The sequence below is a fragment of the Methanothermobacter wolfeii genome, from assembly GCF_025397995.1.
GTDB lineage: Archaea > Methanobacteriota > Methanobacteria > Methanobacteriales > Methanothermobacteraceae > Methanothermobacter > Methanothermobacter wolfei.
In genome coordinates, this window is record NZ_CP104550.1 from 1,590,322 (window position 1) to 1,615,145 (window position 24,824).

The window sequence follows — 24,824 nt, forward strand, 5'->3', positions numbered from 1 at the left end:
CAGATACCCCAATTCATATTTTATGGAGGGATTTCCTCCACGATTACCTTGCCGTCCACGACATCGACCCTTACAAGGCTTCTGACACTGAATCCTGTCCTTTCCCTCACGACTTCAGATCCGCGGCCCTTGTCTATGACGGTTATAACATCCACTATTTCAACATTCATCCCCTTCAGTGCCTCCAGGACCGCCAGGAGCGTGCCCCCGGTACTTACAACGTCATCGATTACAAGTATCCTGTCGCCCTCCCTGATACCGTTGATGTAGAGTTCACCTTCACTGTAGCCAGTCATCTGATGGACCGCCACCTCACCGGGGAGTCCGTACCTTCTTTTCCTGACAACCACGAAGGATATCCCTGTTTTAAGTGAAAGGGCCGTTGCATGGTGTATCCCCATGGCCTCTATGCAGAGGATCTTATCTGCATCAGGCCTGAACCTTCTTATGATCTCCTCAGCCACCTCTTCAAGTAGCTCAGGCTCTGTAAGTGGTATTCCATCGGTTACTGGATTTACAAAGTAATCGTAATCGCCCTTTTTAATTACAGGTGAATTTCTGAGGCTCTCCTTAAGTCTATCAAGCATTTCAATCACACAGCACCCTGTTTTATCCTTCACTAGGGAATCTTTCAATTCCTTAATATATAAGTTGACTCCAACAATAGTTAATGATTGTTGAAGAGCCGTTTATGGTAAGGACGTGGCCGTCTCCAGATGGTTAATGACTGTTGAAGAATGAGGGTGAAATCATGCTTGGCAATCTGGGCAGAAGCCTCAGTAAAACAATGAAAAAACTGGCAGGGATGACCATAGTTGACGAGGAAGTGGTCCGGGAAGTTATAAAGGACATCCAGAGAGCCCTGATCCAGTCCGATGTTAACGTTAAACTTGTATTCAAATTATCAAAGTCGATAGAGAACAGGGCCCTTAATGAGGAGCCACCCAGGGGGATAACACCAAAGGAACATATCATAAGGATAGTGTACGAGGAAATGGTGAAGCTGGTTGGTGAGAAGGCCCAGGAACTCAGCATAGATGAGAAACCCTACAGGATACTGTTCCTTGGACTTCAGGGGAGCGGTAAAACAACCACCATCGGTAAGCTTGCAAGGCACCTGCGCAGGAGGGGCTTCACGGTGGGTGTTGTCTGTACCGACACATGGAGGCCCGCCGCCTTTGAGCAGCTCAGACAGTACACCGAGGGCCAGGATATCGACGTCTACGGTGACCCCCAGAACAGGGACGCCGTGGACCTTGCAAGGAAGGGGCTTGAAGAATTCCAGAAAAAGGATGTTATCATATTCGACACTGCAGGGAGGCATAAGGAGGAGAAGGACCTTCTCAATGAGATGGAGGAACTCTCAGACGTTGTCAGGCCCCATGAGGCCATCCTTGTAATTGACGGTACCATAGGCCAGCAGGCCCGTGAACAGGCCCTTGCATTCAGGGAGGCCACCGACATCGGTTCAATAATAGTGACAAAGCTTGATGGTTCCGCCAAGGGTGGTGGTGCGCTCTCAGCTGTTGCAGAGATCGGGGCCCCCATTAAATTCATAGGTACCGGTGAAAGGATAGAGGACCTTGAAGTCTTTGACCCTGAAAGGTTCATATCAAGGCTGCTGGGTATGGGTGACCTCAGGAGCCTCCTTGAAAAGGTGGAGGAGGTCTCAGAGGAGGACATCTCCGAGGAGTCCCTTGACGCCATACTCTCAGGCAGGTTCACCCTCAAGGACATGAGGGTGCAGTTTGAGATGATGGGGAAGATGGGCCCCCTTCAGCAGATCATGAAGATGCTCCCGGGGATGGGTAAGCTCCCCAAGGACGCCAGTAAGATGACCGAGGAGACCATCAAAAGGTACCTTATAATCATGGACTCCATGACAGATGAGGAACTGGAAAAACCAGATATCATCAAACATTCAAGGATACGCAGAATAGCCAGGGGTTCAGGTACCCGTAACGAGGACGTTAAAGACCTCCTAAAGTACTATAAGGTTACAAAGAAGGCCATGAAGGGCCTTGGAAGAAGAAAGATGGGCGGACCGATGGGTCAGCTCATGAGACAGTTCATGAGATAGAACACCCGGAGAAGAAGTCCATGGACACCGTTAACAGTACAGAGACCGGGAAGAAGATGATGGAACGTTTGCAGAAGCTCATGGAGATCACAGGATCCCATATATGCCTTCACTGCCTTGGCAGGCGGTTCGCAGATTCCATGGAGGGCCCTGGAAACCTCCTGAGGGGCATGAAGCTTAGGGAGGAATTCTCACTATCCACTGAAAGTCCATGTGCAGTCTGCGGGGACATATTTGAAAGGATTGATGATGCTGTTGAAGCCGCAAGATCAAGGATCGATGCCCTGGACCTTGAGTACTCATCGATACTCGTGGGCACAAGGCTACCTGATGAGGTGGTCGAAGGGGACGAGCATATTAACAGGAAACTGGGGATCCAGGCCGAGGGCATAAAGAAGGAGCTCAACCGGGAGATAGGTAAGAGGCTTGCAGGTGAACTTGGATGCCGCGCTGATTTCCAAAACCCTGACCTTGTAGTAATGGTTGACTTCCGGGCAGGGCTTAAGGTCTGGATTCAGATCAACCCCATCTTTATTGAGGGACGCTACCGTAAACTGGTTCGCGGGATACCCCAGACTAAATGGCCGTGCAGGAGGTGCCGTGGAAGGGGATGTGAAGCATGCAACCACACAGGAAAGATGTACAGCACATCAGTAGAGGAACTTGTATCCGAACCCGTCCTTGAGGCAAGCAGGGGTAGGGATACCAGATTCCATGGTTCAGGAAGGGAGGATGTTGATGTGAGGATGCTTGGAAGGGGAAGACCCTTCGTCCTTGAAATACTGGAGCCCAGAACCAGAAATCTGGACCTTGAAGCCCTGGAGGATGAGATAAACAGGAGGGCCGCCGGGATGGTTGAGGTGAGCGGCCTTAAATTCTCTTCAAGGAACAGGAAGGTTGAGATCAAGAACACTTCAAGGGAGAGGTACAAGGTCTACAGGGCCCTTGTTGAACTTGAAGGCCCGGTTGGGGAGGATGACCTCATGAAGCTTGAAACCCTCAAGGTTATAAACCAGAGGACCCCCCTCAGGGTTTCCCATCGAAGGGCCGATAAGGTCCGGAAGAGAAGGGTCCTTGATATAAAGTGGAATCTGAAGGGTGAAGGGTGCCTTGAACTCATAATAAAGGGGGAAGGCGGGCTTTATATAAAGGAACTCATCTCAGGAGACCATGGACGCACCAGTCCCAGCGTGAGCAGCGTCCTCGGGGTGGCTGCAAGGTGCACTGCCCTTGATGTCCTGGAGGTAGGGGACCCCCCATGAGGAAAAATTATATATTGATGTAGGCATTAAATAGAGAACTTATAAGTCTAATATCTGATTCTTGTAAAGTTTTAATGACTGTTACAAGCCATCAAAGGCTATTTATGGAGGTTAAAAAATGAGAAGATCAAGAGGTTTCAGAAGTAAAACAAGGCACAAGCTTCAGAAGGTCAAAAGACCCGGGAGATCCAATCCCATCACAAGGAAAATCCAGAACTTTGAACAGGATGACCTTGTCCACATAATCATCGATCCAAGCATTCATCGTGGACAGCCCCACCCACGATTCCATGGTAAAACAGGGCGAGTTATAGGTAAAATGGGTAAGGCATTCGTTGTGGCCATAAAGGATGGTAAAAAGGACAAGCAGCTTGTTGTAAGGCCAGAGCACCTTCAGATGCAGAAGTGATTCCCATGATAGGGAAAAAGGTTCTTGAAAGTGAACCTGTTTCTATGGCAGAGGTTAAGGAGATCCTTGAAAAATTCGGTGAGGACCATGAGCTGAACTATGAACAGAACCTGGTCCTCGACCATGTGACCCGCTTCTCAAGGCTGGACCCTGAAACCAGCCGCGAACTCGTTGAGGAACTCATGGAGGTTCCCAACATAAAGAAGAGACACGCGGTTCGAATTGCCGATCTCATGCCCGTTGACCTCTCTGACCTCCGCCTGATCTTTGCCAAGGAAAGGGTTCCCATTAAGGCTGAAGACCTTCCAGGCATACTCGAGATAATAGATAAATACAGGGTTGAATAAAAAATAATATTCAATCCCATAAACCATTAGAGTATGTGATTTCATGGAAGAATATGCTATCATACTGGACTACCTTCCTCTGGGTTACATGAGCGAAGGCTTCGGCACATTCAAGAAGAGACCTGTTGCCCAGGCAGTGGGCAGGGACGAGTTCACCCTCCTCGAGCTGACACCAAAACCGGACGTGGATCTGGACATCCATGAGGAGGTCTACATAGGGAAGGGCAAAAGGGATAAGATAGCCCGTATCAACAGGAGGCTGAGGCATAATGATCTGACAGCCACAGCAAGGGTTGAGCTCCCCTATGTCATTGAGGAGATAGTGAAGTCCAATGAGGAAAGGTTTGTAAGGTTCTTTAACGAGGCAGGTCCTATAAGTACAAGGCTTCATCAGCTTGAACTTCTTCCAGGAATCGGTAAAAAGCATATGTGGGATATCCTTAAGGCCAGGGAGGAGAAACCCTTTGAGAGTTTTGAGGACATAAAGAACAGGATCCCCATGCTATCTGACCCTGTTAAGCTCATAGTTAAAAGGGTCCTCATGGAACTGGATGTTGAGGGTGCCAGAAGGGGTAAACGGAAGTACATGATATTCACAAGACCCCCAAAGAGAAGTGACTGATTTCTTTATGCCAGGGCTCTACACTGAGACAAGGAAGGTTCTTTCAAGGTATGGTGTGAGGCTTCAGAGGAGCCTCGGCCAGAATTACCTCATTGATGATAATAAGAGAAGGTTCATTATTGATTCTGCGGATCTCTGTAAGGATGATCATGTTCTTGAGATAGGGGCGGGTATAGGGACCCTTACACTTCCAATGGCGGAACTTGCAGGTGAGGTGACCGCCATTGAAAGGGACCCCTTCATCGCCGGGATACTCAGGGACCGTATCAGAACAGATAATGTTAACATAATCGTCGGTGACGCCCTTAAGGTTGATTTTCCAGACTTCAACAAGGTTGTGTCCAATCTTCCCTATCAGATATCATCCCCTGTAACCTTCAGGCTGCTTGAGCATGACTTCGAACTTGGGGTGCTGATGTATCAGAAGGAATTCGCCCTTAGAATGACCGCCAGGCCTGGTACCCGGGATTACTCCCGCCTCTCTGTCATGCTGCATTTTCTTGCAGAGGTTGAGATTATTGATTACCTCAGTCCAGGGTGCTTCTTTCCACGTCCCAGGGTTGAATCCGCCGTCGTGAAGATCAGGCCCACAGGATTCAGGCTTCCGGAACTCTTCGGGGATGTCTGCCGTGCCCTCTTCCAGCACAGGAAGAAAAAGACTTCAAAGTCACTCAAGGAATCCTTCCATGAAATAAGGGTTGATCTGAGCATCTCAGAGGTCCTGGATTCCCTACCCCCAGGGATACTTGAGAAACGGGTTTTCCAGCTGAGACCCGAGGATGTGCTTGAGATAACAGAACATATAAGCCGGCTTGAAGAGAAGAAGAAGGTATAGCCTCTGAAACTTCAATGAATACGCGCCAGGACCCTGAAAAATACTGACCATATGAGGGTACGAAAATTTTAAATAACATGTAAACTATTTTTTACATGATGATTCTATGATAATTGCAAGACCTGAATGGTTCGGAAGAAGAAAGTATGGTGGATGGGGTGTCAGCATCAAAACATGGCAGGGAGCCCTTTACCTTGCCTCAATAATCATGCTAATACTCCTGATTCAGCTCCTACCCCTTGAAGCCATTGCAAGACTCTATGTCACAGGGGCCTGGCTGTTATTCGTCTTCATTGACATGTTTGATGTTATGTGGAAGGTTCAGAGGGATGAAAGGGAGTACATCCACGAGGCAATAGCAGAGAGGAACGCTGCATGGGCCATGATACCCATACTGGTAGTTGGAATGTTCATTGAACTCATTCTAAGCTCCCTTAGAGGAGAACCCAGGGTTAACCCCTTCATTGCCCTACACTAATTGCAGGTGTGGTGGCAAAGTCCGTGACAAACTACCGTCTGGAGAAGGAAAATTGAAGAACAGGATAAGAGAACAGAGAAAAAACCTTGGAATGACCCAGGAAGAACTTGCAGGGGCCGTAGGGGTCACAAGGCAGACCATAATAGCCCTTGAGAAGGGACGCTACAATCCATCACTTCTACTTGCACACAGAATCAAACTGGCACTTAAAGAGAGACATATCGAGGATGTTTTCATCCTGGAGGACCATGAATGATCAGATACTCCGGCATCAAGATAGAAACATGTGAAAACGTCTATGAACCTGCAGAGGACACTTTTCTACTGGCAGATAACCTTGAAATCAGGGAGGGTGACCGTGTGCTTGAGATCGGCACCGGCACAGGTCTTGTTGCCATCAAGGCCTCCCTCTCCTCCCAGGTGACAGCAACGGATATAAACCCCCATGCCATTGAATGCGCTCGAAGGAATGCTGAGCTCAACAGAGCAGAAATAAGGTTTCTGGAGGGTGATCTCTTTGAACCCGTTGAGGGTGAAAAATTTGACCTTATACTCTTCAACACCCCCTACCTCCCTGTATCCGAAGAGGATGCTGGAGGGGAGATCATTGATGCTGCATGGGATGGTGGTCCCGACGGGAGGAGGGTCATTGACAGGTTCCTCAACGGCCTTAAGGAACATTTAAACCCTGGAGGAAGGGTTCAGATGGTGCAGTCATCCCTCTCAGACACCGAAAAGACCCTTAAAAGACTGGAGGGCCTTGGATTTGATGCCAGGGTCGCCGCCTCTGAAAGGTACTTCTTTGAGGAGATAGTCCTCATAACCGCCAGGGATAAAATCTGAAATGATGGCGCCCCCTGGAACTCCCTTGAGTAGATGGTCCCCATATAACCGTCTGCAGAACATTGATCCTTAGGGGTCCCTTATGAGTATCCCGTCAAAGACCATGACGGCATCCCCCTCCATGTATGCGCCGAGGTCAGGGCCCTCCTGGTAGACATCAATCTTCAGTTCACCGCCCGGGAGGTGTACAAGGACGCTGTCATCGAGTTTTTCAAGTTTAACCCCTGCAATTACAGAGGCCGTTGCACCTGTACCGCATGCCATGGTAGGACCAGCACCCCTCTCCCAGGTTACCATGACGATTTCAGAGGGACTTACGATCTCCACGAAGTGGACGTTTATCCTTTCAGGGAACAGGGGATGGTTCTCTATGGCGGGTCCCAGCCTCTGGAGGTCCACGGCGCTGGCATCATCAACAAATATGACGACGTGGGGGTTCCCCACACTCAATGCAGTCAGCTTTATATCCTCGCCCTCAACAGGCAGGAACCTGTCTATGAACTCGCACTCACCCACGTCCATGGGTATCTCATCGGTCTTGAAGGTCGCTTTCCCCATGTCAACCCTTGCAGAGACCACCCTTTCATCTTCAACTTCAAGTTCAACCGTTTTCATCCCTGCAAGTGTCTCAACATTGAGCCGGTCCTTGCGGACCACTGCATTTTCATATACGAACTTTGAGAAGCACCTTATACCGTTACCGCACATCTCTGCCTCGCTTCCATCGGAGTTGAATATCCTGAACCTTATATCCCCATCATGGATGGGTGGCTGGACAAATATAACCCCATCGGCACCAACAGAGAATCCCCTCCTGCATACCTCTGCAACGAATTCTGGTTTCTTATCCTCAGGTATGCATTCTTGGGTGCTCTCATCTATAACCACGTAGTCGTTCCCGAGGCCGTGCATCTTTGAGAAGAGTATCATCCTTGACAAGCCAATCACCTCTTAAGGAGCCTTGGAGGAACAGTCTGCTTTGAAAGCAGGTCCGCGAAGGTCTCCCTCTCCCTTACAACCTCTGACTCACCGTCCCTCACAAGGACCTCTGCTGGTCTTGGACGGGAATTGTACTGGGATGCCATTGAGAATGCATATGCACCCGCGTTCATAACGGCAAGCACATCACCCTCATGGATTTCAGGGAGCTTCCTGTCCCTTGCAAAGAGGTCGCCTGACTCGCATACATTTCCTGCTATGTCAATCTCCTCCACTGCTTCATCGAGGGGTCTGTCAGCCACGAGTATGTGGTGGTAGGAGCCATACATGGCTGGCCTCAGGAGCGTGTTGAACCCTGCATCAACACCCGCGAATCTCCTGTAGCTCTCCTTCACGGTGTTCACCCTTGTAAGGAGGTATGATGCGTCACCAACAATGTATCTTCCAGGCTCCAGGCACATAACAGGCTTTCCAAGGCCGTACTCAGAGAGTTTCTCCCTGAAGAGGCCTGTTATCCTTGAGGCGAATTCCTCAATATCAAGGGGTTCTTCTTCAGGCCTGTAGGGTATTCCCAGGCCTCCTCCAAAGTCTATGAAATCAAATTCAACCCCTGACTCCTCGGAAACCCTGCCGGCTATGTCCATGAGGGATTCGACCGCCAGCATGAAGGGTTCGGGGTCAAGGATACCCGAACCTATATGGGCGTGTATACCCACAGGTTCAAAGCCCATGTCCACTGCAAGGCTGTAGACCTCAGCCGCTTCACTCTCCATGATACCGAACTTGCTCATCTCTCCCCCTGTGATGCAGTGCTCATGGTGACCTGCCCCAACAAGGGGGTTGACCCTGAAGGATATCCTGAGGCCCTCGGGTGCTATCTCTGCCAGCCTCCTGAGCTGTGACCTTGAATCAACGTTGATCATCACACCAGCATCAACTGCAAACCTTAGTTCGCTGTCAGTTACATTGTTACCTGTGTAGAGGATTCTTTCAGGTTCAAAGCCTGCCATCAGTGATGTGTAGATCTCACCGGGGGATACAGCGTCAATTCCGCTTCCCTCCTCCTCAAGTATCCTCATGACGGCCAGGCCTGTGTTGGCCTTGCATGCATAGAATATCTGGAACCTTGAGTATCTCTCTGAGAAGGCCCTGTAGAGTCTCCTGTAGTTATCCCTTATCCTCATCTCATCAATCACATAGAGGGGTGTGCCATACCTATCCGCAAGGTCGACGGCGTCCGCACCGCCAATTGTAAGATGTCCCTTATCATTAACATCAATATCAGGAAACATTATAATGATCCTCCAAGAAGTTTACACTAAATCTTTTATCGACATGATAATATAAGTTGTTGGGGTGCTGGAATATGAAGCCATTCATTGCAGTTACAAGGGCCCTTATAGTAGGGGAAGATGGTGTTCTGGTGGTTAAAAGGTCGGATGATTCGCACACAAACCCTTCCCTCTGGGAACTCCCGGGTGGTAAGGTGAGGGCAAATGAGACCCTTGATGAAGCCCTTGTAAGGGAGGTTCATGAGGAGACGGGCCTCAGGATCAGGCCCGGGCACGTGGTGGGTGCTGTTGAACAGGCCTTCCCCCATAAGGTATCGGTGAACATCATATTCACCGTTGATGTCCTTGGGGGTGGGGTTAGAATAAGCCGTGAACACGAGGACTGGTGCTGGTACACCTCGGGTCCCCTCAGGTTTTCACCCTGGCTTGAGGAATTCAAAAAAGGATGCCGGAGCTCTTCAGCCCCTAGAGCCCGGATATAACGTTTGCAAGTATGTCAACTGCGGCGTCTATCTCTTCCTTCTTTATGACCAGTGGAGGGACAAGGCGTACGACCCTCTCTGCTGTGCAGTTAACCAGGAGCCCCATCTCCCTCGCCCCATCTACAACCCCTGCGCAGCCGGTGTTGAGTTCAATTCCGATCATGAGGCCGAGGCCCCGGATCTCCCTGACAGCATCATGCCCCCCGAGGGTCTGTCTGAGTTTCTCCATGAAGTACGCTCCCAGTTCAGCAGCCCTTTCAGGGAGTTTCTCATCCATCAGGACCTCTATGGTGGCGGTTGCGGCTGCGCAGCCGAGTGGGTTTCCTCCGAAGGTTGAACCATGGTCTCCTGGTTTGAAGGCTGATGCCACATCCTCATTTGCAAGTACCGCGCCTATAGGGTAACCTCCACCCATCCCCTTGGCCACGGTTGTGATGTCAGGCTGCAGGTTGAAGAGTTCTGAGGCGAACATTGCCCCGGTCCTTCCAAAGCCTGTCTGAACCTCATCAAGGATGAACAGCACGTCATTCTGCCTTGCAAGTTCCTGGACGTCCCTCAGGTAGCCTGGGGGTGGTACTATGACCCCTCCTTCACCCTGTACCGGTTCAAGCATTATGGCTGCTGTGTCATCTCCTATGGCATCTGCCATTGCGGTTATGTCCCCGTAGGGGACATGCTTGAAGCCTTCAGGGAGTGGTTTGAATGGTTCACTGTATTTTTTCTGTCCTGTTGCTGTTACAGTGGCAAGTGTCCTTCCATGGAATGAATTCTCTGCTGTTATGATCTCAGATTTTCCTGTGAATTTCCTTGCAAGTTTTATGGCTCCCTCATTTGCCTCGGCCCCGCTGTTTGCAAAGAAAACCCTGTCGTGTGGTGAAATTGCTGTGAGGAGCCTTGCAAGTTCAACCTGCTCCCCTGTGTAGTAGATGTTGGATGAGTGGATGAGCCTCTGTGCCTGGTGGCAGATTGCAAGGGCCACCTTGGGGTGTGCATGTCCCACATTGTTGACCGCAACACCGGCGAAGCAGTCAATGTATGATTTACCCTCAACGTCCCATACGGTTGCCCCCTTGCCATGGGAAAGGACCAGTGGCTGCCTTGTGTATGTCTGCATGATAAATTTCTTTTCAAGTTCAATTATTTCATCGGGATCCATGATATCACCAAATTTATAAATAATACTCCCCTATTAATGTTGAGCCTAAATAGATAATAAAGATTTTTCTGGTGAAAGCATGAAAAGGGCAGTTATAGAAACTGTGAAGGGTGAAATTGAACTGGTACTCTTTGATGATGAAGCCCCAAATACCGTCAGTAACTTTGAGAAACTGGCCAACACGGGATTCTATGATGGTCTGACCTTCCACAGGGTCATACCTGACTTTGTGATCCAGGGGGGATGCCCCTTCGGAGATGGGACCGGCGGCCCCGGTTATACGATAAAGTGCGAGATAAACCCCAACAGGCATGTTAAGGGTGCCCTCTCAATGGCCCATGCGGGGAGGGATACCGGGGGCAGCCAGTTCTTCATAACACTATCACCCCAGCCACACCTCGACGGGGTCCACACGGTCTTCGGTAAGGTTGTTGAGGGTATGGATGTTGTTGAATCAATAGAAGTGGGGGACAGGATGCTGAGGGTCAGGGTTTATGATGAATAGGTCCTGCAGGGGCTCCGCACCTCTATCTGGATGCCATCATGATGGATAAGTCCTGTATCCCTGAATCAGAGTCCGGATAGGAAATGGTCACATGGATCCTACCTTAGGGGTATCTCACCCCCATAGAATCTTCTTAAAACGGTGGCATAGGCCTTGCCGATTTCCTCTGCAAGTCTGAGGTGCTTCTCGGTATAGTTCTCCTCAGGGTTTCCAAGGACTATCTGGCCAAGTATCCCGTCAGAGTCCTTAACAGCCACAGATAGGAACTGGGATACCATTTCATGCCCCTCTGGTATGCCGTGGGCTGCCGGGTGACCTGCAGGGTTGTTTGTGAAGAAGGATTCTCCGGTATCAAGGGAGTATCCCAGGAGGCCCCCGTAGATTCCGCTTTTAGGGAGCTTAAACCTTGCCTCGCCGATACTCTCATAGTGGTCGCAGTAGGGTGTGAGGTGGGAGAACTTTATCCCTACACTGTCCCCGTTTTCAGGATCCACGTAGGCCACGTAGCAGTATTCACTCCCGGTTATCCTCCTTATTTCATCAAAAACAATCTCGGCAGCCTCATAGACAGATGAAGCAGATTCTATTTTCCTTTTAACATCCTCCATCTAATTCCTCCTGTTCAATAACCCCATATCGCTCCAGCCCATTTGGATGGTGTGGATAAATATGCTGAACCGTTCGTTGGGTTCAATAACCCACATATCCCTCCAGCCCATTTCCAGTGATTAAGGTCTTATATTCCTTCAATAACTCTAGATCCTTCCAATGCCCCTGATGTAATCATGGAGGGGGTGGTTGCTTCCAATCCTGTCAAGTACCTTCCCCTCAACAGCATGGAGGGGGTGTCTTCCATCATCGGTGACGGCATAGACGCCATCAAGCCCCCTCAGGATATGTATATCCGATCCAATAATAATAAGGTCGCCTGAAACAAGTCCGACTGGTCTTCCTGCAATGAGATACTCATCATTGATCTTAAGTATGCGGAGCTCCCTCCTTAATTTCCTCTCCCTCATCCTTGTCTTCACCCTGTCAAGGGCCTCCTCTCCAAGACTTTCACTGATGAATGATGAAACCTCATCCTCAAGGGCATCCCTGAGCCGGACCCATGCATCCAGTTCCCTGCACCCTGTAATGGACCTTACAGTCCTTTGGGGACACTTCCAGCAGTATCTATCATTCAATGCCCTCTGAAGGTCCCTGAATGATTTCCTTGCGCTTCTTCTGAATTCATCGGTTATATCCCTGACCCCCATAATACACCCCTCGCATCATCAAAAAAGAGGAGATTAACCCTCAGCCCCCCTTAAGCTTTTCAAGTAGGCCTGATCTTCTGGCATGGTTGAAGAGGTAAAGCTGCACGTACCCTGCCATTTCACCGAACCTGCTCCATGCGAATTCCCTCAGTTCACCATCCCTGAAGTTCCTCTCAGGGTAGATGTAATTCATTATCCTCCTCACCCATACATCAACAGGGAAGGCCTCTGTCTTCCTGAATCCATAGAGCAGTATGCAGTCAGCGACCTTGGGGCCGACTCCTGGCAGCTCCAGGAGGAGTTCAAGGGCCTCATGGTAATCCATACCCCACACCTCATTCACATCAATCTCCTCGGCAAGGATCCTTGATGTTTCCCTGATGTAGGGTGCCCGGTAGCCAACGCCACAGGCCCTGAGGTTGTTGAAGGCGAAGTCCTCTGGGAGATCATCCTCGGCCCTCTGAAGTTCCTCAAGGGAGTCCTCCTCAACGGCTGCAAGGACTTCTGGGGATGGGAAACCATGGAAGGTCTCTGATGATACCCTGAAAGCAGGGCCCCACATCCGCCTTATGTCCATTATGGATCGTGTCCACCGGAGCACTGAGCAGTTCTGGGATGCTATGGATGATATGATGCACTCAAAGGGGTCCTTTGCAAGGAAGAGCCTCAGACCCCTTGAAGATTCTATGGATTCTGAGAGACCCATATCATCCAAAAAACTGTAAAAGTCTTCAAGGTCAAATTTAAGGTCGAATATGTACTCTATCCTCTTTTTAAGGTCATTCCTGTTGACCCTGAGGTACGGTCTTACCTCCAGGACACGCCCCCTCTGTCTAACCGCAACCGGGCATGGCCTTCCCCTGACCATTAACAGCTCCCTGAACTCCCCTCCCACCTCATGCCATGGCGGCTGTGAGGTCTGACCGCTCTTCTGGGTCATTTCAAGGTCAAATTCCCCTGCAGGGAGTTCTATGACGTTTTCAATATTCATATGCGAACTGGAACCCCCATTGACCTGAGGTACTCCTTCACGACCGGCACAGGGTACTCGTTGAAGTGGAATATGCTGGCTGCAAGGGCGGCGTCTGCCATTCCATCCGTGAATGCCTCATAGATGTGTTCGGGTCTTCCAACTCCACCAGATGCGATTACAGGTATGTCAAGGTTCTGGCTCATGGTCCTTGTGAGGGGAATATCGTATCCCTCCTTTGTACCGTCACGGTCCATGGATGTGAGGAGGATCTCACCGGCACCCCTCTCCTGGCACTCCATGGCCCAGTTTATGGCGTCTATCCCTGTGAATTCCCTGCCCCCGTATATGCTGCACTCATACCAGCAGTATCCATCATCAACCTCGATGATGAATCTTTCATCCGATTCCCGTGGACTGTCAATGTACCTCCTCTTGGCGTCTATTGCAACCACGCATGCCTGTGATCCCACGAGTTCTGATGCCTCGTTTATGAGGTCCGGGTTTTTGATGGCTGCTGTGTTGGTTGAACACTTATCCGCGCCTGCCTTCAGCATCTTCACATAGTCCTCGGGTTTCCTTATACCTCCACCGACACATATGGGTACGAAGACGTTCTCTGTTGTGGCCTCTATCACATGGGTCATGGTCTCCCTCCTCTCATGGGAGGCTGTTATGTCAAGGAAGACTATCTCATCGGCGCCATCCTCATAGTAGCGGGTTGCAAGTTCAACAGGGTCCCCGGCGTACCTTATCTGTTTGAACTCAACACCCTTGACCACCCTCCCATTGGGCACCTGGAGGTCACAGTCAAGGCATGGTATTATTCTCTTTGCAAGCATTTCAATCATTTCCTCCTTATATTCAGTTATAGCCTGTCATCTAAAGTAAGTTGTGCCTGGAGTTGGACCAATGAATACGGACCTGAGGGTGCTTCCTCCATGGGGAGCCACCATCGGTAACTGCAGAAGATCTTCTCAAAAATTACCTCAAAGCACTCCTACTGCCCTTTATAATCAAAGATACCCCAAGAAGCCACCGTTCATACTATACTGAGCTGAGGTGTGGGGATGGTGAAGGTATATAAATGATTAGTTCAAATATAGAAACCGTTACCCATTTTTTAGGGGCCCGTAGTCTAGCCTGGAATATGACGTGGGACTTCGGATCCCAAGGTCGGGGGTTCAAATCCCCCCGGGTCCGTTATCGTTATGAATCACCATACTATTTTTAAAAGCTAATTCCACAGATCTGAAATGAAAATTTACAGTCCTGTGGCGTGAGAAGCACTGTATGCTCACTTAAGGCTGTAAAATATTCCCTGAAGATCCGTAGGACTTATACTGAGTTACCGGGACTGTTTCATTGATCCTGGACCTGGAGTTCCTCATCTTCCTGGCGCCATGGTGGAGAGACCATGCAGAGGAAGCTCAGATCGGATTCCCCGGTGTTCCTTATATACTGGGTGGAGGATGCCGGTATGTATATGATGTCCCCGGGCTTAACCTTCCTGGACTCATCCCCGATATGCATTTCACCCCCACCCTCGAGGATGTAGTAGACCTCAACGGATTTCCTTAACCTGTGGGGTAGTGAGGACTCCCCTGGTTTGAGTGCCGCATGGGCCACGCTGAAACCCATTTCAAGGTCCTCCCTGTGGGGATGTAAGAATTCACAGATTAAGGTGCCATCCATGGCCCTGGAATACTGCAGTCATCAAGATTTCTGATAAACAGGACCCTTCCCCCCGATTTTTTTGACCGGATGAATGCCGCTCCCTGCTGTGACGGTAAATCTGTTCTCTCCTGTATTATCTGTTGAAGCATGGTATGCAGACTATCCTGCCGTTCCTGACCCTTGCACGGTGCTCTGAAACCGGTTCACCGCACTCGGCGCATATGACCGATCCATAGATCCTTGCCTCATCAGGCAGCTTCTCTGAAACATCCCTGACATCAAAGAGTTCATAGGGGTCCATCTCAAGTATCCTTTCTGTCATCTCGGATCTCTCAGTAACCCCGGATTCCTTCATGAGCTGATCAAGGGGTTTTTTAAGTGCTATCCGTATCCCATCACCACTTTTTCTGTTGAAGAATGTGTAAACGTGTTTGCCATGGTCCCTGAATATGAGGTTACCCTTACCAAAGGTGCACCCTGTCATGCACTGGACAGCGTCCACGCTGCAGCTGTCATTCTCGACTATGGCAACTATCTCCTCATCCTCTGACCTTCCGAACCTTTCAGCCACGATCTTGCCCACCATGTATCCGAGGGCCGTCCCGGGACATGAATGGCCATGGAATGCGATGATTTCATCATAATCCATACTATCACCTTCAGAACACTGAATCATTATAATTATTGGGAGTTCCTACTCATTAACTATTGCTTCCTTGAAGAACTCGGGTAAAAGAGACCTGTAGAGGGGGCTTCTGAATATCATCTCAATATTGCCATCAAGGATGTAGGTGTAGCATGAGTCGTCATGGGCCCTCATTCCACGCCCGTATGCCTGCATGAGGGTCATGATGGTCTTGTAGGCGTACCACCTCTGATCCGTCCTCTGCCTCAGGTTAACCTGCCTATCCCCAAGGTAGGGGAATGGGATCTTGTAGATTACCTGGAAGCGGCACTTGTCATAGGGGAGGTCAACACCCTCACTCATGGATGGGCTCACAAGTACCAGGGGCTCGGGGGTCTCCTCAAAGTACCTGAGGACCGCCTCCCTGTTGGATGCCCTGTGGTCAATCAGCCTCCTGTTATGGATGTTCTCCATTATGAACCTCTGGCAGCGGTAGTTGTGTGTATGTATGAGGCCCTTATCATTCCTGTGCCTTTCAAGGATCCTGTTCAGTATGGGTATGGTCTCCGGTGCAGTCTGTTTTATCCTGTTACGGGACATCTTCCCGGCGATCTTGAGCTCTATGGGCCTCCTTGAGGCGGGGAATGGGCTGTCAACCTTCACAAAGTATGCTTCCCTTGGGTCTATCCCGAGCCACTGGCAGAAGAGCCTCTCGTTGAGTATTGTGGCGCTCATGAAGAGGCATGATTCAGAGTAGGAGAAGAGCCTTTCAGGGGCGTACTTGTGGACCCTCAGGGGTTTGAATGAAACTGAATCATCATCTGAATCAACAACCCAGTTTTTAGGTTCATCTTCAAGGCTCATCTTGAGTTCTGAGAGCCTCTTTATGGTCCTCTTTATCCTGTCCCTCTTCCTCCTTGGCATGGAGTCCAGTTCAAGGTCGCTGTAGTGGTCCATTATGGCTTCAACCTGGAGCACCCACTCTGAAGGGTCATCCTCCTTCAGCATTGATGGGGGGATCTTCTTTTTGATGTCCTTGCTGAGCCTCCTGTTTGACAGTGTTACCTCCAGCCTCTTCATGAGTTTGTCCTCAATGTTATGGGCCTCGTCCAGTATCATGAGGTTTCTCCTGTCAAAGTGGCCGACGTAGTTGAGCTCAAGGAAGGCGTAGTCATAGTTCATCAGTGTTATGGGGCTGTTTATGGCTTCAGCCTTCTGTTCCCAGTAGTTGCAGTGTTCCGGTCCCTTGAAGTAGATCCTGTTCCCATAGGAATCCTGGAATGCCTCCTCACCAAGGAGTGTTTCTCCCCTCACAACACCGTAGGGACAGTGGAAGCTGTCTGATGAGCTTACAGTCTGGCATGTCCCCATATCACAGGATGATTCAAGGTCCTCGTTCTTGCAGAGGAAGTTTCCGCGGCCCTTAACAACAGGGAAGCCGAACTCCCTTGCGTACTGGTCCTGGAGCTGTTTCGTCATTGTCAGGATGTAGGCTGGCTGGTATATCCCTGCAAGGGTGCATGCTATGGCTGATTTCCCTGTCCCTGTCCCGGCCTCAAGGACCACGTATCTGTAGCCGTCCTCAAGGGCCTGGTAGATGTCATTTATGATATCAAGCTGCCCTGGCCTTGGCTGTGGGAATGGAAAGTTCTCAATGATCTCTGAGGGTATGTGGGGGTGTCTCTTCCTGATGTCATCCCTGAGGGTCTCCCCGATTCCCTTCCGGGTTTCCATTTCTTCTTCACTGCCTCCCATTAATTTCCTGAATATTGAGAGGCGTCCCCTGCCCCTGCATGTGCAGCTGTCCCTCATCATCCCGCAGTCCGGGCAGAAAAGTGGATTCTCCATGGGTCTATTTAAGGGTGATGGACTATATAAGTTTAGAGAGTGTGTCTGTGAAAAGTGATAGGAGATGTACAGGCTTATAATCGTTTACAGGTGTTCTGATGAGTGGAAGGCTTATAGGTGTGGGTGTTGGTCCAGGGGACAGTGAACTTTTAACCCTTAAGGCCGTCAGGATCCTTAAATCTGTGCCCGTGGTCTGCGCGCCCCGTTCATCATCCGAGAGGGAGAGCATAGCACTCTCCATTGTGAGGGAAGTCCTTGATGAGAGGAAGGATGAGTACAGGGTTATTGACCCTGTTTTCCCCATGACCGATGATCGGGATGAGCTTGAAAGGCACTGGGACGAGGCCGCTGACCTTGTATCCGCGGAGCTTGGCGCAGGGAGGGATGTTGCATTCATAACCCTTGGCGACCCATCAATTTACAGTACCTTCAGTTATCTGCAGAGGAGAATAACTGAGAGGGGATTCGAAACCCTTATGGTCCCAGGGGTTACATCCTTCACTGCATGCGCTGCGAGTGCAGGGACAGCCCTCGTTGAGGGCGATGAGATCCTTGTGGTGGTCCCCAGGATAGATGAAAGGTTTGAGAGGATAGTTGAAGACGTGGATGCATGTGTTATCATGAAGACCTCCCGTCACGGCGTTAAGGTAAGGGAGGTCATGGATTCTGACCCCAGGAGCAAGGATGTTGTATCGGTGGCTAACTGCGGCATGGATGATGAGGTGATTGAGAGGGGCTTCATCTCTGGAGGCCGGTACCTTGCAACCACCCTTGTGAGGTTCAGGGGCCAGTGATAACTTAAGGGGGAGGCTGGAGTTAGTCCTTCCTCACTATCCTGAATGAGCATCTCTCATCTCCACGTGCATAGCACTCTGTTTCATCAACAATTACATCTGAATTGAAGTACCTCCTGAATACGGCTTCTATTATGCCAGAGTCAAGGGCGCATGCGGATTCACCGATATCCGGGAGGAGGCCGCATTCAAAGCAGTCGTACGCCCTCAGTACGGGGGGGTCTGTTCCTTCAACCTCCAGTCTTCCGAGGTGGTTGATCTCCCAGAACCTTTTAAGGTTATCAAGGAGTTCTCCAGGTTCATCCGCTTCTATCATGGGGTATATGACCTCACCGATCCTCAGGCCTGTTTCATGGAGGATGGGGTCCAGGTTTATACCCTCCTTTATGAGTTCAACCCGCAGGACATGGAACATCAGCCTGAAGAATTCGAAGGGGTCCCCCCTTGATGTGAGGTGTTCTGCAAGGAACTCTGTTTTCTCCTCATCCAGGTCTCCCGGGGGTTTTCTTGTTAGTTTGCCCAGGTACCTTGAGTTGAGTTTGAATACCTTTTTTCTCCTGTCCCTGGGGTCGGTTCTTTCAAGGATGAGCCCCGCCCTCCTGAGGTCTGTGAGGTGCTTTGAGACCGTTGACTTTGATTTTCCTGTAAGTTTAACTATCTCCTGGAAGTCCCGCTGGCCCTTCCTGAGCTCTGAGAGTATGATGGATTTAACCGGACTTTCAATTACATCGATACCTTCCCTGGTCGAGAATATTGTGAACTGCCTCTTTCCTGCCATCGGTGTATGGTATGTTGGACAATCTATATAATTGTTTGATGGGTGTGGAACAGAAAAAATTAAATACTTGTTCGTAGAGTATAGTATATTCGTTGATATACAAACTAAATATCTGGTGATAAAATGAAGGCAGTTTCAGAGAAGATAGCTGACGGAGTATACTGGGTAGGGGTCCTTGACTGGGACCTCAGAAACTACCATGGCTACACCCTCCAGGGGACAACCTACAACGCCTACCTCATATTCGGGGATGAGAGGGTGGCCCTCATAGACAACTCATACCCCGGGACCTTCCAGGAACTGATGGCGAGGATAGAGGACGCCTTCAGGAGAGAAAACAGGGATGTGGAGATAGACGTAATAGTTCAGAACCATGTTGAAAGGGACCACAGCGGCACCCTCCCCGAGCTCCACAGGAGGTTCCCGGATGCGCCCATCTACTGCACAGAAATCGCTGTTAAGGGCCTCCTGAAACACTACCCCACCCTTGAGGGTGCGGAGTTCAGGACGGTCAGGACAGGTGACACCCTGGAACTCGGGGGTAAAACACTGGCATTCCTTGAGGCCTTCCTCCTCCACTGGCCAGACAGCATGTTCACCTTCCTTGCAGAGGACGGCATCCTCTTCCCCAATGATGCCTTCGGACAGCACCTCTGCTACCCCAGGAGACTTGACACAGATATACCTGAACACGTCCTGATGGATGCTGCCAGAAAGTTCTATGCAAACCTCATAACACCACTATCAAAGCTTGTCCTCAGGAAATTCGATGAAGTAAAGGAACTGGGACTCCTTGAGAAGATAAGGATGATTGCACCATCCCATGGACAGATCTGGACGGATCCCATGAAGGTGATCGGAGCATACACAGACTGGGCCACAGGGAAAATGCCTGAAAAGGTAACCATAATCTACGATACCATGCACCATTCAACAGGGAAGATGGCCCATGCCATCGCCGAGGGCGTTATGAGCACCGGGGTTGATGTGAGGGTCTACTACCTCCACGAGGATGAAAGGAGCGAGATAGTCAAGGACATACTTGAAAGCCGGGCGGTGGCCCTTGGAGCCCCGGCAATATACGATGAACCATACCCCAGTGTGGGGGACCTCCTGATGTACCTCAGGGGCCTTAAGTTCAACAGGACCGGTGAAAGGAAGGCCCTGGTATTCGGATCAATGGGTGGTAATGGAGGAGCCACAGAAACCATGAAAGAACTCCTGACAGAGGCCGGCTTCAGTGTCGTGGACGAATGCGAGATCTACTATGTACCCGATGGTGATGAACTGGAAGCATGCTTCGAGGCCGGAAGAAGACTTGCTGAAATGATAAAGGGGTGATGGAATGAATGAACACAGGATAGGCGTATCCAGAAAAACAGGGATTGAGGAGGTGGTTGAAGCAAACTTCAGGGGTGAATGCGCAGAGGTCGGCATGTACCTTGCAATGGCAAGGCAGGCCCAGCGGGAGGGACTCCCTGAAGTTGCAGAGGTACTTAAAACCATTGCAATGGAAGAGGCTGAACATGCAGCCCATTTCGCAGAGATGAACGGGATAATAGATGAAGATCTGAGGAAAAACCTTGAGATGATGCTTGAGGGTGAGAAAGCAGCCAGCAGGGAAAAACAGGAAGCCGCAGGGAAGGCCAGGGACTGTGACATTGACCAGGCACATGACTTCTTTGATGAAAGTTCAAGGGACGAAGCAAGGCATGCAATGATGCTTAAGGGACTCCTTGAAAGGTACTTCAGGGGATAACAGTGTACAGATGCCAGATATGCCATTACACCGTGCCTGATGAAAGGTTCGGGATGCTATCCGATGACTGGGTCTGTCCACGCTGCGGTGTTTCGAGGGATGAGTTCATCCATGAATCAGAGGCGCCGGGGGAGGATGCTGCCCGGCCAGAGATTATCCTCATCCCCATGATCAGAGCCCTTACGGTCGGTCTGTGGAAGGTCCTGGGGAATGGCTCCCAGGCAGTTACAAGGGATATAGGAAGGGAGCTGGCCAGGAATGTTGAAACTGACCCGGAGGACCCCCTGGGGTCTGTGGCCAGGTTCTTCCTTGACAACGGCCTGGCGGGTTCAGTTGAGGCCAGGGAAAACGTCCTTGAGGTGAAGAACTGCATGTTCTATGGCCTCTGCAGTGGCCTTGAAGATGACGGTGTCCTCATATCCACCTGTCCCTATACAAACACCGCCGCCGTGGTCCTTGAAGAGGTAAATGGATCAAGGTACAGGATAAAAAAACTGCCGGGTGAATACGGTCATGTCATAGAACTATCAGCGGTCTCTAAAAAATGATTCAGCATAGGGTGGTTCTGATTCCACAGCCCCGATTATTTTTTCTGCACCCTCACCCTCCACAAGGAGGTACACCGAGCCCTCTGCACCGCAGACTCCGCCGGCTGCCACAGGATGTGCCTCTGCTCCTGTAAGGAGCCTGATGGCATCAACCTCTGTGAAGACCTCACCAGGGATGGGCAGCATCCGGGGCCCCTCAGCATCAGGTGAATTGAGCTTCAGTGCGATTTCATCAAGGTCACCCGGCACCATCTTCTCAAGGCCCACCGGTATTATGAGGCGGGTTCTGCGCCCCACAACCGCCTGGAGTGCCGAGAGTATGGTTCCTCCTGCAGGATGACCTATGTAGACCGCCGCCCTTCCTGAACTGAAGTCGAGGGCGTTGGCCCCCTTCAACACCACGTCGCCCCTTCCAAGTTCATTCGCAACATCAAATATTGTAAGGCCCCTCTGCCATTCACCGTCACGTATCACCACATCCCCCGGGAACTCGCTGCCGGCACGGCCCATTTCGTTCCTTTCAACCCATGGGGGCACCGTTATGCCCCTGTGGAAGCCCTCACGACTGAATCCCTCCTCCCCCATCTGCCTGAGGACCTCCTCTGCAATGTAGCCATTGGTTGTGCCGGCTATTATGACAAGCATTCCCTTCTTAAGGGATCTCCTGATGGCGGGGTGATGGGCCATCCCCACAGCAATGAGCCTCTTACCGGCTGCGGGTGTGATGAGGAACTGTTTCATTTTTCACTCAGCCTTTTTATTGTTGACCCTTTTGAGTTTTTCGCATGCATCCTCGGCTGCGAGGATTATGGGGTCTATCACCATTGAAACCGGTGGTGCGTAGGAGAACTCTGTCTCGGCGAGTTCAGCGCACGTCATTCCCTGTGAGATGGCAAGGGACATTGTATCTATCCTCTCAGCAACCCTCTCCTTGGCAACTATCTGGCAGCCTATGATCCTGCCGTTGAGGTCGCATATCATCTTCACGTCTATCCTCTCTGCACCGGGGTAGTACCTGGCCTTCGTAAGGGCCCTTTTTTTACCTGAAACCACCTTTATTCCGTTCTGGAGTGCTGTCACCTCTGTAAGTCCAACTGAACCGAATTCAAGTTCACCTATCTTTGAGACCATTGCATTCAGCACCGGTCTGAACACGGCATCCATACCTGCTATGTTCTTTGCAGCCACCTTGGCCTGTCTCACGGCCGCCGAACCCAGGGGTGACTGGGTTCTGAAGCCGGTTATTGCATCGTGGACCTCTACACAGTCCCCCACAGCATAGATGTCAGGGACGCTTGTCTGCATTCTTTCGTTTACCCTGACGGCCCACTGCCCTGTCTCACAGCCTGCCATCTCTGCAAGTTTCTTCTCTGGCCTTACACCCGTTGCAAGGATGACCATGTCTGCATCGATGCACTCATCACCCACCATGACCCTTTCCACCCTTTCATCTCCTGTTATCCTCTCAAGGGCCTTCCCCAGGATAACCCTTATCCCCTTCTCTTCAAGGTACTCCTGGACTATTGCAGCCATATCCGGGTCAAGGGATCTTGGCACGATCTGGGGCAGCATCTCGGTGACGGTGACTTCAAGGCCCATCCTGAGCAGACCATAGGCCATCTCAAGACCAATCAATCCAGCTCCAACCACAACGGCACTTTTACTCTTTGATGCCCATTCAGCTATTTTCTCTCCATCAGTCAGACTTCTTATGGTGAAGACGCCTTCAAGATCAACCCCTTCAACAGGGGGTATGAAGGGGGACCCTCCTGTTGCGATTACAAGGACATCGTAGGGTATCTCACCAGCCTCTTCACCCCTCCTGTAGGTTACGGTCTTCTTCTCAGGGGATACTCCTTCAACCTCGGTCTCGGTGAGGATCTTGATGTTGCGGTCCCTGTAGTCCTCGGGGGTGTGCATTATTATATCATCAAAGGATTCAACCTCCCCGCACATCACGTAGGGTATGGCGCATGGGGAGTATGCAACGTGCTTATCCCTTGTTATAACGGTTATGTCTGCTTCCTTATCATATTTCCTTATATTTGAAGCCGTTGAAAGTCCTCCGGCTCCGCCGCCTATTATAACAACTCTCATTTACCAATTTCTCCTCAGAGCTATCACTTTAGGTTCTGTTTTTCTTTTTATAAATATTCTGAGAGAAAAATATATTTATAGATTTGAATCTATTGATAGATACTGGTATATAGAACTGTGTGGGGATTATTTATCATGAAAAAGAGGGTTCTCTTCATATGTAAAAACAATTCAGGAAGGTCCCAGATGGCCGAGGGAATTCTGAGACACCTTTACGGTGACCGCTACGAAGCCTTCAGTGCCGGGAGCGATCCTAAGGAGATCAACCCCCTGACCGTGAAGGTTATGGAGGAGATGGGTGTTGATATGAGCGGGCATGAATCAAAGAGTATAATGAAATTCAGGGGAGAGGAATTTGACGTTGTGGTTACACTCTGCCAGGACACCTGCCCGGTATTCACCGGAGGTAAAAGGTACGTCCACGCTGAGTTCCCTGACCCTGCAGGTTCGGGTATTGAAACTTTCAGGAAGGTAAGGGATGAGATCTTGGAGTGGATAAAAAAGGAATTCAAACCATGAGGGTAGAAGATGGTACGTGTTGCTATAGTAACAGATGGGCCCTACGGTGAAAGGGCCTATGAAAACATAAAGGAAGAATTCGAAACAGCCTTCATCGAGCTTGAAGCACCGCAAGGCATATTCGCAGATGAAATTGAAATCCCTGAGGATAAGCTCAGAAGGATCCGCTCTGCAGACATCGTCATAACCTACACGCTCCACCCTGACCTCACCCTTGAACTGGTTGAAAGGATCCATAGAGATGTTGACTGGATAATAGTGGGTGCCTGGAGGGGTGAGGGATTCAGAAAACAGTTAACTGGTTTTGGAAACGTCACGGCCCCTGATAACATGTGCGACCTTGAGGAGAACGGCACCCCATCCTTTGATGAATTTGCACGCAAATTTGGAAGGCCTGTCGTTGAAGTTGATGTTGAGGATGGAAAGGTGGGGGATGTGAGGGTCCTGAGGTGCTCCCCCTGCGGAGCAACCAGGTTCGTTGCAGAGGCCCTGAAGGGTGAAGGTGTTGAGGATCTGCCTGTGAAGGCCGGTCTCCGGGTTCAGCACTACCCCTGCAGGGCCCCCAAGATGAGGCTTTTCTCGGATGATGAGTGCAAGAAGGAGATGGCCGCAACCATGCACAGTGAAGCCTTTGAAAGGGCCCTCAGAAAGGGATAAATTGTCATTATTATTCATAATAAATTATTTATTTTAGAGCGAC

Annotated in this window: 31 protein-coding genes and 1 tRNA gene; 18 read left to right on the plus strand and 14 right to left on the minus strand. The window is 50.3% G+C overall.

What is annotated here, in order from left to right:
• Window positions 1-20 precede the first annotated feature (20 nt).
• On the minus strand, window positions 21-587 hold the full coding sequence (gene hpt / locus N5910_RS08835; protein WP_261599575.1) for a hypoxanthine/guanine phosphoribosyltransferase: 567 nt from the start codon (window positions 585-587) through the stop codon (window positions 21-23).
• Between the two features lie 164 nt (window positions 588-751).
• Here hpt and N5910_RS08840 point away from each other — a divergent pair, with 164 nt between their 5' ends.
• The 9 genes from N5910_RS08840 (at window position 752) to N5910_RS08880 (ending at window position 6,876) form a co-directional block, all read left to right on the plus strand.
• On the plus strand, window positions 752-2,080 hold the full coding sequence (locus N5910_RS08840) for a signal recognition particle protein Srp54 (protein WP_261599576.1): 1,329 nt from the start codon (window positions 752-754) through the stop codon (window positions 2,078-2,080).
• 20 nt (window positions 2,081-2,100) lie between these two features.
• Entirely contained in the window at window positions 2,101-3,342 is a 1,242-nt protein-coding gene (locus N5910_RS08845) for a tRNA pseudouridine(54/55) synthase Pus10 (RefSeq protein ID WP_261599577.1), read from the plus strand.
• 118 nt (window positions 3,343-3,460) lie between these two features.
• On the plus strand, window positions 3,461-3,751 hold the full coding sequence (locus N5910_RS08850) for a 50S ribosomal protein L21e (protein ID WP_074359559.1): 291 nt from the start codon (window positions 3,461-3,463) through the stop codon (window positions 3,749-3,751).
• Between the two features lie 5 nt (window positions 3,752-3,756).
• Entirely contained in the window at window positions 3,757-4,098 is a 342-nt protein-coding gene (locus N5910_RS08855; protein ID WP_074359560.1) for an RNA polymerase Rpb4 family protein, read from the plus strand.
• Between the two features lie 43 nt (window positions 4,099-4,141).
• A complete protein-coding gene (locus N5910_RS08860; RefSeq protein ID WP_261599578.1) occupies window positions 4,142-4,720 on the plus strand; it encodes a DUF655 domain-containing protein in 579 nt (192 codons plus the stop codon).
• Window positions 4,713-5,555 carry a 16S rRNA (adenine(1518)-N(6)/adenine(1519)-N(6))-dimethyltransferase RsmA gene (gene rsmA / locus N5910_RS08865; protein WP_261599579.1) on the plus strand — a complete coding sequence of 281 codons (843 nt, stop codon included), beginning with the start codon at window positions 4,713-4,715 and terminating at the stop codon, window positions 5,553-5,555. The genes N5910_RS08860 and rsmA overlap by 8 nt, the downstream gene beginning before the upstream one ends.
• 106 nt (window positions 5,556-5,661) lie before the next feature.
• The gene (locus N5910_RS08870; protein ID WP_261599580.1) at window positions 5,662-6,033 is read left to right on the plus strand and encodes a hypothetical protein; all 372 of its coding nucleotides are present in this window, start codon (window positions 5,662-5,664) and stop codon (window positions 6,031-6,033) included.
• Between the two features lie 52 nt (window positions 6,034-6,085).
• On the plus strand, window positions 6,086-6,289 hold the full coding sequence (locus N5910_RS08875; protein WP_261599581.1) for a helix-turn-helix transcriptional regulator: 204 nt from the start codon (window positions 6,086-6,088) through the stop codon (window positions 6,287-6,289).
• On the plus strand, window positions 6,286-6,876 hold the full coding sequence (locus tag N5910_RS08880; protein ID WP_074359564.1) for a HemK2/MTQ2 family protein methyltransferase: 591 nt from the start codon (window positions 6,286-6,288) through the stop codon (window positions 6,874-6,876). The genes N5910_RS08875 and N5910_RS08880 overlap by 4 nt, the downstream gene beginning before the upstream one ends.
• 69 nt (window positions 6,877-6,945) lie before the next feature.
• On the opposite strand, the gene dapF is transcribed toward N5910_RS08880, so the two are convergent.
• Both dapF and lysA read right to left on the minus strand, forming a co-directional pair.
• Window positions 6,946-7,806 (minus strand): diaminopimelate epimerase, encoded by an 861-nt coding sequence (gene dapF / locus N5910_RS08885; RefSeq protein ID WP_074359832.1) that lies wholly within the window; start codon window positions 7,804-7,806, stop codon window positions 6,946-6,948.
• A 14-nt stretch (window positions 7,807-7,820) separates the two neighbouring features.
• Window positions 7,821-9,107, minus strand: coding sequence for a diaminopimelate decarboxylase (lysA, locus tag N5910_RS08890; RefSeq protein ID WP_074359565.1), 1,287 nt, complete (start codon window positions 9,105-9,107; stop codon window positions 7,821-7,823).
• Window positions 9,108-9,181: 74 nt separating this feature from the next.
• On the opposite strand from lysA, the gene N5910_RS08895 reads away from it, so the two are divergent.
• The gene (locus tag N5910_RS08895) at window positions 9,182-9,589 is read left to right on the plus strand and encodes an NUDIX domain-containing protein (RefSeq protein WP_074359566.1); all 408 of its coding nucleotides are present in this window, start codon (window positions 9,182-9,184) and stop codon (window positions 9,587-9,589) included.
• Here the strand turns inward: N5910_RS08895 and N5910_RS08900 are convergent.
• A complete protein-coding gene (locus N5910_RS08900) occupies window positions 9,573-10,745 on the minus strand; it encodes an acetylornithine transaminase (RefSeq protein WP_074359567.1) in 1,173 nt (390 codons plus the stop codon). The two genes, N5910_RS08895 and N5910_RS08900, sit on opposite strands and share 17 nt — an antisense overlap.
• A gap of 79 nt (window positions 10,746-10,824) precedes the next feature.
• On the opposite strand from N5910_RS08900, the gene N5910_RS08905 reads away from it, so the two are divergent.
• Entirely contained in the window at window positions 10,825-11,250 is a 426-nt protein-coding gene (locus tag N5910_RS08905) for a peptidylprolyl isomerase (protein ID WP_074359568.1), read from the plus strand.
• A 98-nt stretch (window positions 11,251-11,348) separates the two neighbouring features.
• Here N5910_RS08905 and N5910_RS08910 read toward each other — a convergent pair whose 3' ends face one another.
• The 4 genes from N5910_RS08910 to hisF form a co-directional block, all read right to left on the minus strand.
• The gene (locus N5910_RS08910; protein WP_074359569.1) at window positions 11,349-11,858 is read right to left on the minus strand and encodes a GAF domain-containing protein; all 510 of its coding nucleotides are present in this window, start codon (window positions 11,856-11,858) and stop codon (window positions 11,349-11,351) included.
• A gap of 147 nt (window positions 11,859-12,005) precedes the next feature.
• Window positions 12,006-12,509: a hypothetical protein gene (locus N5910_RS08915; protein WP_074359570.1), complete on the minus strand. Its 504-nt coding sequence runs from the start codon at window positions 12,507-12,509 to the stop codon at window positions 12,006-12,008.
• A 40-nt stretch (window positions 12,510-12,549) separates the two neighbouring features.
• Complete coding sequence (locus tag N5910_RS08920) at window positions 12,550-13,500, minus strand: DNA glycosylase (protein WP_074359571.1); 951 nt, start codon at window positions 13,498-13,500, stop codon at window positions 12,550-12,552.
• Window positions 13,497-14,321 carry an imidazole glycerol phosphate synthase subunit HisF gene (gene hisF, locus N5910_RS08925; RefSeq protein WP_074359833.1) on the minus strand — a complete coding sequence of 275 codons (825 nt, stop codon included), beginning with the start codon at window positions 14,319-14,321 and terminating at the stop codon, window positions 13,497-13,499. The genes N5910_RS08920 and hisF overlap by 4 nt, the downstream gene beginning before the upstream one ends.
• Window positions 14,322-14,606: 285 nt before the next feature.
• Here hisF and N5910_RS08930 point away from each other — a divergent pair.
• A tRNA-Arg gene (locus N5910_RS08930) sits at window positions 14,607-14,682 on the plus strand.
• A gap of 159 nt (window positions 14,683-14,841) precedes the next feature.
• On the opposite strand, the gene N5910_RS08935 is transcribed toward N5910_RS08930, so the two are convergent.
• The 3 genes from N5910_RS08935 to N5910_RS08945 form a co-directional block, all read right to left on the minus strand.
• Window positions 14,842-15,174 (minus strand): cupin domain-containing protein, encoded by a 333-nt coding sequence (locus N5910_RS08935; RefSeq protein ID WP_074359572.1) that lies wholly within the window; start codon window positions 15,172-15,174, stop codon window positions 14,842-14,844.
• A gap of 115 nt (window positions 15,175-15,289) precedes the next feature.
• Window positions 15,290-15,805 carry an FmdE family protein gene (locus tag N5910_RS08940; RefSeq protein WP_074359573.1) on the minus strand — a complete coding sequence of 172 codons (516 nt, stop codon included), beginning with the start codon at window positions 15,803-15,805 and terminating at the stop codon, window positions 15,290-15,292.
• Window positions 15,806-15,850: 45 nt separating this feature from the next.
• Window positions 15,851-17,629: a helicase C-terminal domain-containing protein gene (locus N5910_RS08945; protein WP_074359574.1), complete on the minus strand. Its 1,779-nt coding sequence runs from the start codon at window positions 17,627-17,629 to the stop codon at window positions 15,851-15,853.
• A gap of 98 nt (window positions 17,630-17,727) precedes the next feature.
• Between N5910_RS08945 and cobI the strand changes: the two genes are divergently transcribed.
• A complete protein-coding gene (gene cobI, locus N5910_RS08950) occupies window positions 17,728-18,423 on the plus strand; it encodes a precorrin-2 C(20)-methyltransferase (RefSeq protein ID WP_074359575.1) in 696 nt (231 codons plus the stop codon).
• A gap of 22 nt (window positions 18,424-18,445) precedes the next feature.
• Here cobI and N5910_RS08955 read toward each other — a convergent pair whose 3' ends face one another.
• On the minus strand, window positions 18,446-19,201 hold the full coding sequence (locus tag N5910_RS08955; RefSeq protein ID WP_074359576.1) for a V4R domain-containing protein: 756 nt from the start codon (window positions 19,199-19,201) through the stop codon (window positions 18,446-18,448).
• A 123-nt stretch (window positions 19,202-19,324) separates the two neighbouring features.
• On the opposite strand from N5910_RS08955, the gene N5910_RS08960 reads away from it, so the two are divergent.
• Genes N5910_RS08960 through N5910_RS08970 form a run of 3 tightly spaced genes read left to right on the plus strand, consistent with a single transcriptional unit; the run spans window position 19,325 to window position 21,508 of the window.
• Window positions 19,325-20,542, plus strand: a complete 1,218-nt coding sequence (locus N5910_RS08960) for an FprA family A-type flavoprotein (RefSeq protein WP_074359577.1) — start codon at window positions 19,325-19,327, stop codon at window positions 20,540-20,542.
• Window positions 20,543-20,546: 4 nt separating this feature from the next.
• The gene (locus N5910_RS08965; protein ID WP_074359578.1) at window positions 20,547-20,960 is read left to right on the plus strand and encodes a ferritin-like domain-containing protein; all 414 of its coding nucleotides are present in this window, start codon (window positions 20,547-20,549) and stop codon (window positions 20,958-20,960) included.
• A 2-nt stretch (window positions 20,961-20,962) separates the two neighbouring features.
• On the plus strand, window positions 20,963-21,508 hold the full coding sequence (locus N5910_RS08970; protein ID WP_261599582.1) for a rubredoxin: 546 nt from the start codon (window positions 20,963-20,965) through the stop codon (window positions 21,506-21,508).
• Here N5910_RS08970 and N5910_RS08975 read toward each other — a convergent pair.
• Together N5910_RS08975 and N5910_RS08980 are read right to left on the minus strand one after the other, a co-directional pair.
• Window positions 21,488-22,249, minus strand: a complete 762-nt coding sequence (locus N5910_RS08975; protein ID WP_261599583.1) for a hypothetical protein — start codon at window positions 22,247-22,249, stop codon at window positions 21,488-21,490. The two genes, N5910_RS08970 and N5910_RS08975, sit on opposite strands and share 21 nt — an antisense overlap.
• A gap of 3 nt (window positions 22,250-22,252) precedes the next feature.
• Window positions 22,253-23,605 (minus strand): FAD-dependent oxidoreductase, encoded by a 1,353-nt coding sequence (locus N5910_RS08980; RefSeq protein WP_261599584.1) that lies wholly within the window; start codon window positions 23,603-23,605, stop codon window positions 22,253-22,255.
• A 135-nt stretch (window positions 23,606-23,740) separates the two neighbouring features.
• Between N5910_RS08980 and N5910_RS08985 the strand changes: the two genes are divergently transcribed.
• On the plus strand, window positions 23,741-24,124 hold the full coding sequence (locus N5910_RS08985; protein WP_261599585.1) for an arsenate reductase ArsC: 384 nt from the start codon (window positions 23,741-23,743) through the stop codon (window positions 24,122-24,124).
• Window positions 24,125-24,133: 9 nt separating this feature from the next.
• Complete coding sequence (locus N5910_RS08990; RefSeq protein WP_074359582.1) at window positions 24,134-24,781, plus strand: DUF166 domain-containing protein; 648 nt, start codon at window positions 24,134-24,136, stop codon at window positions 24,779-24,781.
• The last annotated feature ends 43 nt before the right edge of the window (window positions 24,782-24,824 follow it).